The sequence below is a fragment of the Novosphingobium sp. Sphag1I genome (genome assembly GCF_056279125.1).
Map to the genome: position 1 here is coordinate 1 of NZ_JBWBQS010000017.1, position 14,250 is coordinate 14,250.

15 protein-coding genes are annotated in these 14,250 nt (G+C 61.0%); 7 read left to right on the forward strand and 8 right to left on the reverse strand.

The genetic code is table 11. From position 1 onward, the window contains the following. Positions 1-226: 226 nt before the first annotated feature. The 8 genes from ACZ9HU_RS17690 to ACZ9HU_RS17725 form a co-directional block, all read right to left on the reverse strand. Entirely contained in the window at positions 227-427 is a 201-nt protein-coding gene (locus tag ACZ9HU_RS17690) for a hypothetical protein (protein WP_476106907.1), read from the reverse strand. A gap of 161 nt (positions 428-588) precedes the next feature. After that, positions 589-981, reverse strand: a complete 393-nt coding sequence (locus tag ACZ9HU_RS17695; protein ID WP_476107008.1) for a GNAT family N-acetyltransferase — start codon at positions 979-981, stop codon at positions 589-591. Positions 982-1,057: 76 nt separating this feature from the next. After that, on the reverse strand, positions 1,058-1,369 hold the full coding sequence (locus tag ACZ9HU_RS17700) for a type II toxin-antitoxin system TacA family antitoxin (protein ID WP_476106908.1): 312 nt from the start codon (positions 1,367-1,369) through the stop codon (positions 1,058-1,060). Between the two features lie 75 nt (positions 1,370-1,444). Beyond that, the gene (locus ACZ9HU_RS17705; protein WP_476106909.1) at positions 1,445-2,260 is read right to left on the reverse strand and encodes an N-6 DNA methylase; all 816 of its coding nucleotides are present in this window, start codon (positions 2,258-2,260) and stop codon (positions 1,445-1,447) included. A 92-nt stretch (positions 2,261-2,352) separates the two neighbouring features. Continuing rightward, positions 2,353-3,057: a hypothetical protein gene (locus tag ACZ9HU_RS17710; protein ID WP_476106910.1), complete on the reverse strand. Its 705-nt coding sequence runs from the start codon at positions 3,055-3,057 to the stop codon at positions 2,353-2,355. Between the two features lie 255 nt (positions 3,058-3,312). After that, positions 3,313-5,355, reverse strand: a complete 2,043-nt coding sequence (locus ACZ9HU_RS17715; protein ID WP_476106911.1) for a ParB/RepB/Spo0J family partition protein — start codon at positions 5,353-5,355, stop codon at positions 3,313-3,315. Positions 5,356-5,358: 3 nt separating this feature from the next. Next, complete coding sequence (locus tag ACZ9HU_RS17720; protein ID WP_476107009.1) at positions 5,359-6,012, reverse strand: DUF7146 domain-containing protein; 654 nt, start codon at positions 6,010-6,012, stop codon at positions 5,359-5,361. Positions 6,013-6,325: 313 nt separating this feature from the next. Further along, on the reverse strand, positions 6,326-6,547 hold the full coding sequence (locus ACZ9HU_RS17725; protein WP_476106913.1) for a sigma factor-like helix-turn-helix DNA-binding protein: 222 nt from the start codon (positions 6,545-6,547) through the stop codon (positions 6,326-6,328). Between the two features lie 441 nt (positions 6,548-6,988). Between ACZ9HU_RS17725 and ACZ9HU_RS17730 the strand changes: the two genes are divergently transcribed. The 7 genes from ACZ9HU_RS17730 to ACZ9HU_RS17760 all read left to right on the forward strand — a co-directional run bounded on the left by ACZ9HU_RS17730 (position 6,989) and on the right by ACZ9HU_RS17760 (position 14,033). After that, on the forward strand, positions 6,989-7,582 hold the full coding sequence (locus tag ACZ9HU_RS17730) for a helix-turn-helix domain-containing protein (protein ID WP_476106915.1): 594 nt from the start codon (positions 6,989-6,991) through the stop codon (positions 7,580-7,582). Between the two features lie 59 nt (positions 7,583-7,641). Continuing rightward, positions 7,642-7,986 carry a hypothetical protein gene (locus ACZ9HU_RS17735; RefSeq protein WP_476106916.1) on the forward strand — a complete coding sequence of 115 codons (345 nt, stop codon included), beginning with the start codon at positions 7,642-7,644 and terminating at the stop codon, positions 7,984-7,986. A 31-nt stretch (positions 7,987-8,017) separates the two neighbouring features. Then, positions 8,018-8,467, forward strand: a complete 450-nt coding sequence (locus ACZ9HU_RS17740; RefSeq protein WP_476106918.1) for a hypothetical protein — start codon at positions 8,018-8,020, stop codon at positions 8,465-8,467. A 43-nt stretch (positions 8,468-8,510) separates the two neighbouring features. Then, on the forward strand, positions 8,511-9,239 hold the full coding sequence (locus ACZ9HU_RS17745) for an AbrB/MazE/SpoVT family DNA-binding domain-containing protein (protein ID WP_476106920.1): 729 nt from the start codon (positions 8,511-8,513) through the stop codon (positions 9,237-9,239). Beyond that, complete coding sequence (locus ACZ9HU_RS17750; RefSeq protein WP_476106921.1) at positions 9,229-9,630, forward strand: type II toxin-antitoxin system VapC family toxin; 402 nt, start codon at positions 9,229-9,231, stop codon at positions 9,628-9,630. Before ACZ9HU_RS17745 ends, ACZ9HU_RS17750 begins: the two co-directional genes overlap by 11 nt. A gap of 40 nt (positions 9,631-9,670) precedes the next feature. Continuing rightward, positions 9,671-10,588, forward strand: a complete 918-nt coding sequence (locus tag ACZ9HU_RS17755) for a HEPN domain-containing protein (RefSeq protein WP_476106923.1) — start codon at positions 9,671-9,673, stop codon at positions 10,586-10,588. 121 nt (positions 10,589-10,709) lie between these two features. Further along, entirely contained in the window at positions 10,710-14,033 is a 3,324-nt protein-coding gene (locus ACZ9HU_RS17760) for a DEAD/DEAH box helicase (protein WP_476106924.1), read from the forward strand. The last annotated feature ends 217 nt before the right edge of the window (positions 14,034-14,250 follow it).

Consider the following 14,250-nt stretch of genomic DNA (forward strand, 5'->3'; position numbering starts at 1 on the left):
CTGCCTACCTGGCCCAGACCTCAACTTAGACCCAGACCGCCGATCACTGGCCAGGCCTCAAAACAAGCGCCACTCCCGCGCCAGCGGGTTCGTACTTGTCCCAGACCAAGTCATTCACGTGGCGCGGGGCAATGGTGACCGAACGACTGGTTCCGACGCCACAGTTCGGGCCGCTGAACATCGGCTTTGGTGCCGGGCGCCTCTTGCCCGGCACGGCAACTCATGGTTATCCCTTGGGCGTTACCCAGACTTCCACCGGAGTGATGAACTTGCCCGGTGCTGGTTTACCGACATGGACACGGTCAGCCGTAACCTGTTCACCCGTTTCGAGATGGAGCGTAACCCAAGGCTTGGGCATGCGCTCAAACTTCATTTTCTGAATGGCCAAGCCCGTCGACGAATTCATGATGGTTGCTATGATACCCATGGTTTGCGCCGCTACCGTCATAGTCGCTCGCGGGTCTACACCCAGGCAGAAATTAGCCCCAACTTTTCTGAACCAAGGACCTCTATTGACAAAAATCAATCAGGTGATCAAACGCCTGCTCGTGGGGTGGCCTAAGTTATCAAAGCAATATTTTTGCGCTCTCAGGCAGCCATCTTCAGGTCGGAAAGCGGGATCATCAGCGTCATGTCGCTCGTCGGTGATGGGAGGAAACCACAGCGAAGGTAGAACTGCTTCGCGTCATCGCTGATCGCATGAACAATCATACCGCGTACGCCAATGAGATCCGCTGCGGCTATGACTCTGCTGGCTGCGTCTCGAACACGCGCTCGCCCAAAACCCTGACCTTGCGAGGACTGATCGATCGCAAGCCGAGCCAGCGTAATGACCGGAATAGGGTCAGGCATATTCCGACGAAAACGCCCCGCCGGCTCTGCACAGGCAATTGAACTGGGGGCAAGCGCGTAATACGCAGCAACTTTGCCCTCCGGGCAAACGACAAAGGTCCTGCTGGCACCGCTGTTCTGATTGGCCAGCGCGCGTCACCGCAGTCAGTCATTAAGTGATGAGGCTCCGCAGGTAAATTCGTCGAGCAGTTCGCTATCATCCAGCTTAGCAGGCGCAGTAACGCTCACCGGGGTCCCAGGGAGCGGACGTCTGCATGGTTTTGCGCAGCAGTTCATTGGCTTGCGCTGGCCGATCAAGAATAGCCACGAACGCATTATAAGCCTCACCCGAAACCGCGATGACACGCTGGTCGAGGATGGCATCTTCAGCAGCCTGCCTTGAGGCTTCGATCATAAAATCCGACCGCGAGCGCCCAAGCATATTGGCCGCACGATCAATCAGAGACTGCGTGTCCGTGCGGACCCGCAGATTGACCGTCTGAAGCGGCGTGGATGATGAGGCGGTTGTGCGCGGCATGACCCTGACCTTCTATTGCAGATCGGCTCTAAGATACACAATGTATATCCCGCATTCAGGTGACCCGATGCCAGTTCAAAACAGGGTGAGCTGCTGTGGGCCAGCGCGTATCGGCAATGACCCACTTTCCTCATTCGTGGTCCGGGTTGCGGCGCGCTGCTGAAGCGCCAGACGAGGAGCCGGATCGACATCCCCTACCCCTCCCCTACCATCGCGCGCAGCCGCAAGACGCGCATTCCAGCCCCCGATGATATGCACCGGCGTAAACCAGTTCTCTCGCACTTCCCCGGAAAGCGAGTTGCCGACAACCAGATGGGCCGGAATATGAAGCAGCGTGAACTGGCAATAGGCCATATGGATCGCGCGGGGATCGATATCGATCGCGGTTGCATGAAGATGGGACTGGTAGTTGATATTACGCTCCAGCATCGTGTCGGCCAGCGCGATCACCATAGCCCCTGATCCGCAAGCCGGTTCGCAGGCAGTCAGAAAACCACGGGCCTCGATATGACTTCGTAACGCATCCTCCTCGCCCAGCGTTGTCCCGGCCATGAATTTGCAAATCGAATAGGGCGTAAAATACTGACCGCGTGCCTTGTTGTGCAGTTCAAGATCATGGAACAAGGCGCCCAGAATGTCGCAGCGCTCGTATTCCAACGCCTCGACGAGTTCACCCAGAACCTGGGCAAAGATATCGAGAGTTGACCGGTCATAGCGGCCCGCGATTTCAAGATAGCGCTTTTCACGGCCCTCGCGCTGGCGCCAGTCGACGGCATTGGACAAAGTGATCGCCATCATCTCCATGCAATCGCCGAATAAAGTCCAGGTGTCGTAGCGATACTGACAGTTCTCGAAGAGCTTGCGCATCGCCGCCAGATGAGAATTGCCCATAGGCATCTCCTGTAGATCTTACCAAAGCTGCCACCGCTGGTGGTTGGGGGGGGGGAAGCCCCGCTCTGCGGCATTCGGCAAAGCACCGGCCATCAGCCCTTCTGTGGGAGCCACTCATAGAGCAGATGGGCATCGGGATTGTGCTCGTCGCCCATCGCGATACGCACCAGCCTGCCATCGCAGGCGAAATTGGCCGCCCGCGGAAAATCGCAAAAACTGCGCCCCTCAAACACAAAATCCTTTGAGCGAACCTCAACCACTTTGCGCGACTGCCCCATGGCGCGATGGCCATAAGTGGCATGGAGCAACGTCAAACTATCGCCTGCTTTCAGGCGCTTTTTAAAACTGACCAGCGACACAGCTTGCTCGACCGGATTTGCCTGTCCCCGACGCGCGGCAAGTGCTGCCCAATAGGTCCGGGCAACCACGACTTCGGCGTAGAACGAGCAGTTCCAATAGTCCTGCAAGGGATTGGTGCGTGTGTAACCAAAACGTTCGATCTGATCGCGCAGTCGGGCAATGAACGCCTCGCGCGCATCGCGACCCGTCAGGTCATCCGGCGCATCGAGAATTTCGACCATGATTTTACGCCCGCCCGAGAAGCGCGACGACCGCAAGGCGATGCCAAGATCGGGAAATTCCTCCCCCAGATGCTGCCCGATGCGCTGGCGCAGCACCGACAGATCCTCGCCGGGGCGATAAAGGTCACCCCGATAATCGAAATTGCTCCGTTCGTCATAGGGGGTCTGGCTGTAAAGCAGATGCGGCTGGATTTCAGGTTGAACAGCAAACGCCATGGGAGAGCCTTTCGCAGGGATAGATCGTGCCAGTCGCCCGGGACACCCCTTGCTTCCGGCCCCCTGCCCTCCCCCTCTCCCCCCATTTGCTTGCGGCTCACCCCGCTGCGTCACATTGCACACGAAATTGTGCCACCCCGGACTTTCGCGAAACCAAAGGCTTAAGCTTGCCTGATGATGGCGCATCGCAAGACGGAAGCCAGTCTCAATGCGCCATCACCGACACCATGGAACCCAGACTATCCCGCCAACCGTTCAGGCCGCATCGGACAGAGGCCCATCGTCTCCCACGAGGTCGCCGTCGATCTCCGCCAATGCGTCAGAACCATCGCCCTTGTCGTTGCCCAAGATCGGCCCCGCCGCGACTTGGTCCCGTTGATCAAAGCGCATGGCCTCAGGCAACCAGGCAAGCGCCCGGTCCTTAACCTCCGCCTCAACCAGCATGTCCCCGGAGAACAGGCGCTCTGCCGCCGCCGCCAGATCATGTTTCTTCGCCCCGGCATAGCGCGAGCGCAGATCCACCCCGCCGATTTGCTCGAACAGATCGAGGATCGCAGGCCTGTTGATCTTGTCGAAATAGGCCGCGGCCGTTGGCCGCCACCAGTTGGCGACATCGATATCGAGGCGGACACCGAGGTGATCGAGGAAATCCGCCGCCCCGTGGCCATGGGGCACGGCCCGCAACGTGCGCGCCACTGCCCAGCCCAGCCATGCCGCGCGCACTTCCTCGGGAAGGGCGCAAAAGGCATCATAGCGGGCAATCACCGAGCCATGCCCCTGCCAGCTGCGATCGAGCCCGTCCTGAAGTTTCGCCCATTCGCGCGCCGCAGGCATATCACTGGAGAAATCCGCCGCCAGTTGCGCCGGTTCCGGCCCGCGCAATTCGCTTGGGGTCCGATAGCCATAGGCCGTGGTCGAAGCATCAGCGAGGATAAAGCCCGCCAGATCGAGCGCGAAGGCCGGATCGCTCGCCACATGCAGAGCCAGCAATTCAACCTTCATCATGGCAAGGCGTTCGAGTAGCCGCTGGCTCAGTACAGGCTTATCCTCGCCTGCTTCCTCCCCGCCGCCAGACGCTGCCTCGTCGGCCTCTTGCCCCTCAGCCGTCCCAGCGACATCGGGCTCGATTTCAGGTTCCGGGGTTGGCATCGCATAAATCTGCTCGTGGATACGCGGCGTGCCATCCTCATCGAGAATGACATAGGCCAGCGCCGAAGCTTTCACGCCCGCCTCGATCACCGGGGCCGGCCCGGTCAAGCCCGCCAGTTCAGCTTCGAGCGCTCCGATATGGGCTTCATCCTCATCGTCGGGCTCAAAATCACCGGTGTCGATGGCCGCGCTCCATTCGGCCAGTTCGATCTCGATGTCTCCTTTGCGCGCCTGCTGCTCCTCGCTGAGATCGGGCAACGCGCCGTGCAACTGTCGCAATCCCCAGGTCTGGCCATAGGGGACATGGGTTGCCGCCACCGCGCGGATTTCGCCAAACCCCTCACGCTGGCGGATCGCCTCAGCGGCTTCGGCCAGCTTCTGCTCGGCCAGTTCGTCGAGGATCTGCGTGTCGAGCCAGCGCTCGCTGCTCGCATCCGAGAAGAGATCCTCCTCAATCCTGCCTCCCGCCGCGACATAGGCATCGCGCCCGACCAGTAACGCCTTGGGATCACTGGCACGGTAGCTGTAGGAGGCAAGCTGGCGCCGAATTTCCCCGGCATTGTCGCGCGAATAGCTGTGGCGCAGCAATTCAAAGACCGCCGCCTGACGCGCTGTGTCGGCTGTCGAGGCATAGGCCTTGGCGACATCGAGCGTGATTTCATTGGCCTCAAGCGCGTCAAACACCGGTTCGGCAAGCCCGGCAAGGCGTAAACGTCCCTGCACAAAGCGCTCGGTCACGCCAAAACGCCTCGCGATATCGGCAGGCGATTTGCCCTCGACCTCGATGACATCGCGAAACGCGCGGCAGGCCTCGGCAGGGTTCATCGCCAGACGGAAGAAGTTTTCCGAAAGACTGACCTCGACCGCATCCTTGGGGTCCTTGAGCACCAGCAGCGGCAGGGCATAATCGGCAGGAAGGTTCCCGTCGGAAATCAGGCGGTGGACCGCATCGAGCCGCCGCCCACCAGCCGTGATGCGATAGTACCCCTTCTTGCGCGCCACCGGCACCCCGACAAGGTTCTGAAGCACGCCTCGCTCGGCAATATTGGCAGCAAGCCGCGCATCGGCTTCGGGATCGCTGCTCTTGCGGACATTGGCAGGCGACTTTTCAAGGTTGGCCGCCGGAACGAGAATAGGAAGCTGGGACATAAGTCATGGTCTCCGGGCGGAGCAGTCCGTCCATTCGGGCTGCCCGTCGCCAACCTTCCCGCCCCCCTTTCCTCCCATCAGGAGGGCATCGTTCCAGTCTTTGCAGCCCGCTGGCGGCCAAATCACCTCGATGCTTCGTCCCGGCGCCTGATAAGCATTGAGCGCTTTTGCCAGCCCGATGCGCCCGGCATGGTCATGATCGGGAAGCAGAATAAGGCGCGAGACGCCGGCGGGAATGGCGATGCGATGGAGGCGTTCGGCGCCCAGCGTTGCCCAGACCGGAATGCCGAGCATGACCATGGCCGACATGGCCGTCTCAGTTCCTTCGGCGAGGCCCAGCATGTCGCCCGCCTGTGCAAGCTGCACCGCGCCCGCCAGCGGTCGCCCCAGCATCCGGCGCGGCTTGCCCAGATCGCGGGCCCGAATGGGCCGACCGGGCGCAAAGAAAGTCCGCTGAACCGCGACCAGTTCACAGCCCTGATGGACCGCGGCCAGCATCGCCGGGCGAAAGACCACCGCCTTCCCCCGGCCCAGCGGCGTTGCCCGCAAAAAGCGTAAAGCGCCCGGGCGCAGGAACAGAGCGCGTCGGCGCAGGTAAGCCTCGGCTACTGTTCCCGCCAAAGGCTGGGCATGGTCCCAAAGTCGGCGGATCGGCACCAAAGACAATTGTGGTAACGCGCTGCCTCCTGCTCCGCCATGCCGGAATGAGGATCGCCCAGCACTGCGCTTCAACGCATCGCTTTGCCGATGCCCGATAGCGCGGATTACATCCCTCCGTTCGCAGCCCGCAAAACAGGTAAAAAGCAAGGCATGATCCCCGACACGCACCGACAGGCTGGGCTCCCTGTCATCATGGGCCGGGCAAAGACACATGCCATGATCGCCCTGCCAGCTTCCACCCAGAGTTTTGACAAGGTTTGCACCCTGCGTGGCAAGATCGCACGCAGCCTGCGGCCGGCGTATCCCCCCATCATGTGTCATAGAGCGCGGCAGCAAGCAGGTTTAGCGCATAGGCCAGTTCCTGTTCGACCTCTTCAACGGCGATCCCCATCTGCAAGGCAATCGCTGAATAAGGCAGATTGTCCCGGCTGTGGGCGAGATAGATGTGCCGGGCGCTGTCGGGCAAAGCGGCCAGCGCGGCATAGAAGCGTGCGCTGCAATCGTGCCATTGCCCGGCGCCAGACTCTGGCACGCAGGCCTCAACTTTCGGGGATATAAGCCATCTGAAGAAGGGGAGGATTGCTCCGGGCCGTAAACCGGCCATTCGGTTCGAAAATCTGGAGAGAAGCATCACCTTGCTCCTTGCGTGCATACCATGTCACGCCCCTCTCCCCGCTCCGCTCCCAACCGGCGCGATGCCCTTACATTCCAGTGCAATTCCCTATGTGGTTTCTCATCACCTCAAGAAATTGCCAAAAGCGTCATAGTAACGAGCGATTGCCCTTTGCATTTTGCAACACGGCCATCAGCGGGCGAGACAAATTTATGAACGTCATCAAAATGTCATACATAGCCTTGCCGAATCGACAAAACCACGTCCAATCTATAGCTTAACCTCATCCCGCAACGCTCCTCATTAACCAGATCGGAGCGCACCACCAAAGAAATGCACTGCATTTCCAATAAGGGGGACATGGTCGCTGTGAACGAGAAACCACCTTCCGGAATAACCGACCGACAATGGGCCGCCATTGCCAGCCTGTCCCCGCGCGAGCGCGATTGCTTGCGCCTTTCCGGGCAAGGCTATCATCAGACCAAGGAGATCGCACTGTCCCTCGATATTTCTGAGGATCGGGTGAATAAGCTCATTCAAAACGCCCGGAAAAAGCTTGGCGGGGTCAGCCGAGGGGAAGCGGTACGCCAGTTCATCGAATGGGAAAGCTTTCAGACCATCGCTCAAAGCCCCACCCAATTTATGGCCTCCCCATCATTGGGTCTTCAGGAAACCGGGGTTCTCGAGCTTTCTGATCCCGTCGATGACAGCGCAGCGGCGCCCGATCCGGCAGGCGATGTTCTTGTGATCCCACCTCAAATTCAGGCAGGACACGGGCTTCGATCATCGCTGCTCGATCTGGTGCCGCTCCGCAGAGGCGGGAGACAAGCCAATGACCTGACTATCGCCCATACGATGATCGCCATTGCGGTCCTTGCCGTCGGCGCCCTTGTCGCCGTCGGTTCCGCCGTATCGCTGCTCACAGGCGTCGATAGCCTGTATCACCATTATTAGAGCGGCGAGTTCACACATCCTGCATGCCTGCTTCATTTCGGAAACAGGAAAGGGAAACTATGCGTGCCCAACGCCAGACCATTGCCCAAAATGTCGCCAGACAGCTTTTCGCTGCCGAGGAAGCGGTCGATCTTGCCGTCGCGCGGATCGCCGAACTTCATGCGGCCCTTCCGCTCGCCCGGCTTGATGCCCGCCTTGCCGCCGTCATCGGTCAGGAGGCACTGCTCAATTCAGCCTCCGCCCTCGTGCTGCTGGCCGAGACCCGCGGCAAGATCGTCGCCACCCATGCCAGTCTTAAACAGGCCAGCGATGATATCGGCCTTGGCGAACTGAGCTATGGCGATCTCATCAAGCCCGCTCGCGCGTTGCACGAGACAAAGCCTTGCCTGCGCGTTGCACAATAGGCGAAACCATGCGCCATCATTCTGGCCAGCCATGACCCGACAACTGGCCTTTCTGGCGCTGCTGATCTTCAGCACTTTGTTCGCCTGCCTGAGGGGTGGCCGCCCTGAGAAGATCGGCGCGGTCACCCTGTTTGCCGGAGCATGGATCAGCGCATGGGCCGTTCGCCCGCATGGCCTGCGCTTCCGCCATGTCGAGACCGGCATCCTGCTGATCGACCTGACGATTCTGGGAGTATTCCTATGGCTGTCGCTGCGAAGCACCCGTTTCTGGCCGATCTGGCTTGCCGCCCTGATCAATGCAGAGATCCTCGTTCATCTGGGGCTGATCGTCGCCCCGCAGGTGAACTGGCGGACCTATATGGACACCACCGCTCTGTGGGGCTGGGCAGCGCAGGCCATGCTGATCCTTGCGACATGGCGTCATCAGATACGACTGGCCCAGCACGGCGCCGACGCACCGTGGAAAGCGCGGGCGATCTGATGGCCTTGCCCTGTCGTCCGTCACACTCTGCGAGCGACCGGCCATGACGAGCCGTCATCCTGGCCCTCGCGATGCTCCTGAAGGGCAACTTCAGTCCGCCCATATTCGGGCGGCCCATTGCCGAATGCTGCTGCGTCTCGATACTATGCTCACAGACAGGCTGGGGCGGCGTCTCGCCGGGGCGCCTTATCTCACCTTCCTACTCGAACTCTATCTGGCCGAGTTGGAAGGAAAACCCACTTTCCAGTCCTGTATTGCCACCGATGAGCCACCGGCCAATGCCCATCGCCGCGCGGCTGAACTCGCAAAACTGGGAGCGCTAAAGCGCGAGGCAGACCCAGCCGACCATCGCCGCGTCAATCTGAGGCTCAAACCAAAAATCCGCGAGGCGCTCGATCAGGCAATGGACGGGCTGATGGCGCCCACGGTTGTCCGTCCATCGGCATCACCGGATACGCCGATGGAGCGAGGAAATTTCCGACGCAAATTCGACAGCGCCGCGTTCTTGACCGAAACCGATGGGCGGCTGCGGCACGGCAGGGTGATGGCAGGTGGGCGCATCGCGCTACCCGCCCATATCCGCCGTTCGCTCGGGCTGCAAACTGGTGACGCTGTGACATTTGAACTGGATCATGACCAACTTCGTATCCGGCCATCGCGCAACCTGCTGGGCATGGTGCAGGAGCGTCTGCACATGTTCGCGCCGACGATGGGACTGGCCTCGGCAGAATTCATTGCCATGCGCAGGATTGAGGCGGCCCATGGCCGCTAGCGCCCCGTCCTCGATCCATGTTCTGGATGCCTCGGCTTTGCTTTGCCTCCTGTTCAATGAGCCCGGAGCCAGCAAAGTCGAAGCATGCCTTGCGCATGGTTTGATCTCGGCGGTCAATTACCACGAAGTGCTGGCCAGCCTTATCGACCGGGGCATCACCACAGAGGAAGCGCAGTGCATGCTCGAAAAACTCGACATCGAAGTCGTGCCTTTTGACCGCGCTCAGGCTCATATAGGCGCGGCCTTGCGCCCGCTGACGCACGGCGCCGGACTGTCGTTGGGGGACCGCTCCTGCCTTGCTCTTGCATGGACAAACAAGGCCATAGCGCTTACCGCCGATCCGGTCTGGGCCGCTCTCGACCTTGGCATTCGCATCGAAGTGGTGAATTAGAGATGCTTGACGCCGCCGCTCCGGCCCGCAAAGGTTTCTGATGCGCACCGATCTCGATCACCTCCCGGCCCATAAGCAGCGCGAACTCGACCGCGTGGTGCAACTGCTGTTCGAAGAATTTGGCGCCGCGCATGACGAGGCGGAGAGCAACAAGCGGCGCGGCAAGATCGTCAAGGTGATCCTCTATGGCAGCCATGCGCGCGGCGGCTGGGTTGATGAACCCCATACCGCCAAAGGCTATGTGTCCGATTTCGACCTGCTGGTGATCGTCAGCGGCAAGGAACTGGCCGACCGCGCGGCGCACTGGGTCAGGGCCGATGAAAGGCTGATCGAGGAGAAGCTGGCCGGTAGGCTGCGCACACCGGTCAATTTCATTGTCCATTCGCTTCAGGAAGTGAATGACGGACTGGCCCATGGGCGGTTCTTTTTCATGGATGTCGCGCGGGACGGGATTGCCCTCTATCAGTGCGATGACCGCGATCTGCGCGAACCGCTGCCCAAGACCCCGCAGGCCAATCTCGATATGGCGCGGGAATATTTTGAGGAGTGGTTTCCAAGCGCATACAGCTTCATGCGCGGATTCCGCCATGCTGTGAATGATGGCGATTTCAAGAAGGCTGCATTCGATCTGCACCAGACGACCGAGCGACTTTACAACTGCGTCTTGCTGGTCAGTACCTTCTATGCACCACATAACCACAACATTGCCTTCCTGCGTACTCAGGCCGAACGCATCGACCTGCGGCTGGTCGATGCCTGGCCCCGCGAAACGCGCAAAGATCGCGCCTTGTTCGAGAAGCTCAAGGACGCTTACGTTAAGGCCCGCTATTCCAAACATTACCGGATCACCGCCGAGGAACTGGCATGGCTGGGCGAACGTGTCGAGGAACTGGGGCGCATCGTCCATACCATCTGCACCGAACGTCTGGCGGCTCTCGAAGCGACCGCGCAAATTTAAGGCAACCAATTGTTCGTTGCCGCATGTGCGCCGCGACGAACTGCACTCACCATGCCGTGACCGATAGTCAGATCCGGCTTAACCTCCTATGCAAGGCCCGCAATCCAGCGGAGCCTCCCCGATGCCCAGTGCTTTCCCCGCCATCACCGATGCGCTGATCAGCGATATGGTCCAGACGGCGGCGATGATGCGGGCAGGTTTCGATTATGCCCGGAAGGGCCGTGTCAGCGCCCTCGATATTGACGAGGACATGAGCCTGATCACCGCCATCGTGAAGGGCAGCGGGCAGAATTATTACTTCACATCGCTTGTCTTCATCGACAACGATATCGGTATCGACAGCGAGTGCTCCTGCCCGGTTGGTTATGGCTGCAAACATGCCGCCGCTGTCGCCTTTGCGATGCGCGAGGCCCAGCCGCAAAAGCCGCGCCTGCGGATAGAGGCTACCCCTGCGGCCAGCGCAATCGCTTCTGGCCCGGTCGGCAAATGGCTGGCGCAGGTCGACACAGATGCCATGGTTCAGGGCCTGCTGACTGAGTCGGTCCGCTTTACTATCGAACCCACACGCGCGTTCAAAAAGCCGCCGCGCACCAAGGGCCGCGCCGACGATGTGCCGGAACGCTACCTGCTCTGTGTTCGCGCCTATCGCCAGCGCAACCGCGCGGGCGACTGGACGCCGATCCAGATCTGGGAAATCCAGCAGAACCGCCTGCAGATCCCCTTGCCCGCCCTGCGCCTGCTCTCGCGCATGGCGCCTGAAGCCTTGGGCGGGGATTTTAACAGCGACAAGGTGCCTCATGGTCGCCATGGCTGGCAATGGCTTTGCGAAGCAGCCAAGCTTGGCCTGCTGCACTGGCGGACACCCGAGGGAAAGGCCCTAACCATTGCCGAGGACAATCTGAGGGCCGAATTCATCTGGCGCCTGCTGGCCGATGGCAGCCGCTGCCTTGATCTTTCCGGCCTGCCATCGGGGCTGCTCATTGGCGCCGGTGATCCGCCGCTGGCCATCGATGAGGTCGCCGGCACCTTAAGCCTGATCGATACCGGGATCGCCCCTGCCCGCGCCGGTCGCCTGTTGGCCATGCCCCCGATCACGCCAACAGACATTCCCCTCCTTGCCAGACGCTGGGAGGAACTGGCGGGCGATGCCATCCCGGCTCCAACCAGCCAGACCGGTCAGGACATCAAGGTCACACCGCGCCCCGTTCTGCGTTTCCTGATCGAGAAGCTCGATCTGAAGGAGGATCAGCGCTACTGGAGCCGCGATAGCTGGCGCGCCCGTCCATGCAAAATCGTGCGGCTTGCCTTCGACTATGCTGGCCACCGGCTGGTGGCGCCTGCGACGGCCAGCGAGGCCATCGTGCAAGGTGGGCAAGGCCCCGCTCGCCTGATCCGTGACCTTGCCGCCGAACAGGCCGCTGCCGACAGGCTCGCCGATCTGCCTTTGATGGCGCTAGCGCTGGTCGGCGATGTGCGCCTCAAGCCCCATCAGGGCTGGGATCATTCTTTGACCAAAGATGGCCACGACTATCCTGACTTCCTGGCCAATGCGGTGCGCGTGCTGGAGGGCGAAGGCTGGCTGATCGAATATTCTGCCGACTGGCCGCATCGGCTCACACCCTTTGCGTCGACTGATCTCGGCCTCGAACTGCAGCCCAGACCCGCCGAACCTGGGGCGTCCATCGACTGGTTCGATCTGGAACTGCCCGCTCTGGTCGATGGCACGCGGATCGATGTCTTGCCCGCTTTGCGGCAATTGCTCGCCAATGCCGGCGAAGACCTGCTCACGCTGGCCGATGATCACCAGATTGCCATTCCCATCGACAAAACGCGCTTTACCACGGTTGCGCTGGGGCCGCTGCGCCCGCTCCTCACCTCGCTGCTGCGCCTTGCCCTTGTCGATAGGGAGGCAGGAACCCTGCGCGTCAACCGCTATGATCTTGGCGTGGTTCATGAACTGGCGGGTAGCGGCATGCCCTGGGCCAGCGCCGATGCGCTGCGCCGCCTTGCCGCGACCCTCAACGATCCCACCTGTACTTTCTATGTCCCGCCTACGGGCCTGCAGGCACATTTGCGCGCCTATCAGCAAACCGGGGCCAACTGGCTTCAGGCACTCCACGGTGCGGGCCTTGGCGGCATCCTTGCCGATGACATGGGACTGGGCAAAACCCTGCAGGCCATCAGTCACCTGCTCCAGAACAGCAAGGGACAATCGTTGATTGTCGCGCCGACATCGGTGCTGCCCAACTGGCAGGCCGAACTGGCCCGCTTTGCGCCTGACCTCCATTGCCATCTCTGGCATGGCCATAATCGGCGCGACGCTGCAGCGGCCATGGCCGAGGCCAACATAGTCCTGACCAGCTATCCGTTGCTCAGCCGCGACAAGGATATTCTGAGCGCGAGGGAATGGGCCATCGCGGTATTGGACGAGGCCCATGTGCTTAAAAACCCGGCGACCGCCGGTTTCAAGGCTGCCGCCTGTCTGCGCGCAGGCCAGACAATCGCCTTGACCGGCACACCGATCGAAAACCGCCTCAACGATATTTGGGCGCTTGCCGCGCTAACCAATCCCGGCCTGCTCGGCAGCTTTGAGCATTTCCGCAAGAGCTATCGCACCCCCATCGAGAAGCATGGCGATGTTGCGGCAAAGGAAGCCCTCGCACGCCGCCTGCGTCCCTTTATGCTGCGCCGGACCAAGGATCAGGTAACCGCCGAACTGCCTCCCAAAACGCTGATCCCTGAACGGATCGAACTCACGGACGCCCAGATGCGGCTCTATGAAAGCCAGCGCCTGCTGATGCACACCCGCGTGCGCGACGAGATCGCGCGGGTTGGTCTGATGCGCGCGCAGATCATCGTTCTCGATGCCATGCTCAAACTGCGACAGATCTGTTGCGATCCCGGCCTTCTGCCCGGCGATGCGGGCGCCGGGATCGTGTCGGCCAAGCGCGCACGCCTGCTCGAAATGGTCCCCGAACTGATCAGCGAAGGCCGGCGCGTCATCATCTTCAGCCAGTTCACCGCCATGCTCGACCGGATTTCCGCAGACCTGACGGCGGCAGGCTTCGACCATGAGCAGTTGCGCGGAACCACCCGTGATCGCGCGCGCCCGGTCAAACGCTTCCAGAATGGCGAAGTGGCGCTGATCCTTGTCAGCCTGAAGGCAGGCGGCGCGGGCATCAATCTGACCGCCGCCGATACGGTCATCCTTTATGACCCATGGTGGAACCCGGCCGTCGAAGCGCAGGCCATCGACCGCGCCCACCGGATCGGCCAGACAAGGCCGGTCTTCGTCCATCGCCTGATCGCCTCGGGCACGATCGAGGAAAAGATCCTCACCCTTCAGGAACGCAAGCAGGAACTGGCCGATCTGTTGTGGAGCGAGGGCGGTGCAGGCGGCGGAGGCGCGCTCGACGATGAGGACATCGCGTTTTTGCTGAGCTAGCTTTATGGCGACGCCGTTCGGTAGCGGTCTGCTCTGGGAAATGGCGATCCTGTCAATGCGCCCGAAAACTCTACGCAATATAGGTCATTGCACGGCCCTGCCCGCTGTATCATAATCTAGCCCAGCAGGCTGGACCGCTGGCAGCCACCTGCGGATTGATTTGTCAGGTATTACCACGCTCGACATACGGGTCGGGCGGCCAAAATGAAGGCACACC